The sequence below is a fragment of the Pontimicrobium sp. MEBiC01747 genome, from assembly GCF_053601635.1.
Window position 1 is genome coordinate 1 of sequence record NZ_JBSHNS010000434.1, and the last position, 2,048, is coordinate 2,048.

Annotated in this window: 3 protein-coding genes; all 3 read right to left on the bottom strand. The window is 29.1% G+C overall.

Going from position 1 to position 2,048, the window contains the following annotated elements:
• A partial coding sequence (locus ACVC2P_RS14020) for a hypothetical protein (RefSeq protein ID WP_452599078.1) occupies positions 1 to 589 on the bottom strand: 589 nt, incomplete at its 3' end.
• Positions 590 to 682: 93 nt separating this feature from the next.
• On the bottom strand, positions 683 to 1,486 hold the full coding sequence (locus tag ACVC2P_RS14025; RefSeq protein WP_452599079.1) for a LytTR family transcriptional regulator DNA-binding domain-containing protein: 804 nt from the start codon (positions 1,484 to 1,486) through the stop codon (positions 683 to 685).
• Between the two features lie 100 nt (positions 1,487 to 1,586).
• Positions 1,587 to 2,027, bottom strand: a complete 441-nt coding sequence (locus tag ACVC2P_RS14030) for a hypothetical protein (RefSeq protein WP_452599080.1) — start codon at positions 2,025 to 2,027, stop codon at positions 1,587 to 1,589.
• Between the last annotated feature and the right edge of the window lie 21 nt (positions 2,028 to 2,048).

A 2,048-nucleotide genomic window follows, 5' to 3' on the forward strand; every position in this document is an offset into this window, starting at 1 on the left:
CTGTATTACATTTACGCCATGCATCATGATATTCTCCATTTGTTCTTTGGTCGTCCATTGGTGTTAATATTTTAATGTTTAAAGCTATTGCTAATGGTATAGATAAATCTCCGTCTTCATGCCTTGTGGGTTTCTTAGACCCTTTTATACCATGTTTTTTAATATAAGTATAGAAATGATAATTGGGTTCGTTTCTTAAGTATGCAAAACTGGTAATTAAATACTCTAAATCTGAAATAGTTAATGCTTTAAAAGGTTTTTTTAAGATAGTATTAAACTTAGTTTCATCAAAAGTGAATGTGTTTTTAAGCGAATCGGATAATTTATAAAATGCTTGATAGTTTTTTGACCATCCGTTTTTTAGATATTCCCAACTAAGCGTATCGTTTGGCATTGGGCTTTCTACATAAATAGCTTGTGGATTATACTTTTTAGCATATTTAAGCATCGGTTTATAACTGTGTTTTACAATTTTTGGAACTGTATGCATAGTGCCCACAATTAAAATTTCTTTTTGAGTATTGTCTTGTGAAAATGTGTTTGTAATTGCAATAAAAAACACGATTAAAAAGGTGATTGTAGTTTTCATAATATAGAAAATGTTAGATAAACGTCTCGAAGCAAAACTAATTATGAAAACACTATAAATTCAATTATATAGAGCGTTTGGGGAGAAATGAAGCTATACTGTGGCGAAATTAATAGCTGTTTTTACATGAGAAGCATAAGTTTTAGAAACAGGAACTTCTACCGCATGAGAAAGTAAAAGAAATGGTTTCCCTTTTTCTGTTTTCCACTGCTTAAAATGAAAAGGATTTATAATATAAGAGCGATGTGTTCTTAATAGTTCAGGAAATGTTTCTGCAATAACAGATAATTTGGTTCTAATTAAACTTTTTTTCAAAATAGTACCAGATAAGTAAAAGACTTCTACATAATTGTCTGATGATTGTATACAAACCAATTCGTTTAAAAGTAAACGTATACTTTCATAATTTCCTTCACCTTTAATTTCTATCCTTTGCTCTTCTAATTTTTTGTCTTTATATTTTCCAAAGGCATAGCGTCCAAAAATTATAATGGGTAAAATAGTTGCCATAGCTGGCAACATAATATAATTTAAATGATAAGAAAATGAATAGGGATTGGGCTCACCTGCAACAATAATATAAAGATAGAATAGTCTTAAAAAAACAATACATATTAGACAAAGCGAAACAATAAAGATTAGTTCCTGTGTTATAGTCCAAAGTTGTTTGTTTTTATTATAAAGATAATATTGTAATGGAATAAAAAACAAGTATATAATAGCACCAATTCCTCCATACAACGGTAAGTATATTAATTTTTCACGAGCTGTAAGTTCATTAACATCTAACGGTTCTGTAAAATATAAAAAAACAAAAATCCATATTGCTAAACCTAGTGCAATTATAAAATGGTGTTTTAAATTAGTATCAAAAGGGTATCTTTTTTTTAAAAGCATAGATTTAATAGTAGATGATAAATCTAAAATTATTTAATAAAATAAAAAAGACATTAAACCGAGGTTAATAATGTCTTTTAGAGAATAGTTGGTTAATTTATTATGAGATCCAGCCTTTGGCTGTCGCATTTTTCGAGTAAAAATATAAGAATACACCAATAACTAATACCATTATTGGCATAATTATAAAACCAGGACCATAAACCTCCATAGCTTTACTAATAAAGACATTATAAATCATCTGTACTACAATGGCTATTAAAGAGATTAAATATAATGGAGTTGCCCAACGCTTTCTTAGTAATAATAAAACACTCGCTAAAAAGCCAAAGAAAACAGCAATGGCAAAAGCACCCATTACCCAACCTGGCGTATTTAATGCCATTTCTAAAACATTCTCATCTGGATACATTGCTTTAAAAGCATCGGTTTGATAGGCCTGTTGTAAGTATTGATTAACACCCATTGCATTCCAGATAACAGCAATAGCTGCTATAATCCAGAACATTACTGGAGGTTTTTGAGTTGTAGAATTAGTCATAAAAATTTAGTTTTATAGGTT

Bases quoted from the DNA above. Each gene is read 5' to 3' on its own strand.
- ACVC2P_RS14025 (WP_452599079.1), bottom strand. From the start codon at position 1,486: ATGCTTTTAAAAAAAAGATACCCTTTTGATACTAATTTAAAACACCAT.
- ACVC2P_RS14030 (WP_452599080.1), bottom strand. From the start codon at position 2,027: ATGACTAATTCTACAACTCAAAAACCTCCAGTAATGTTCTGGATTATA.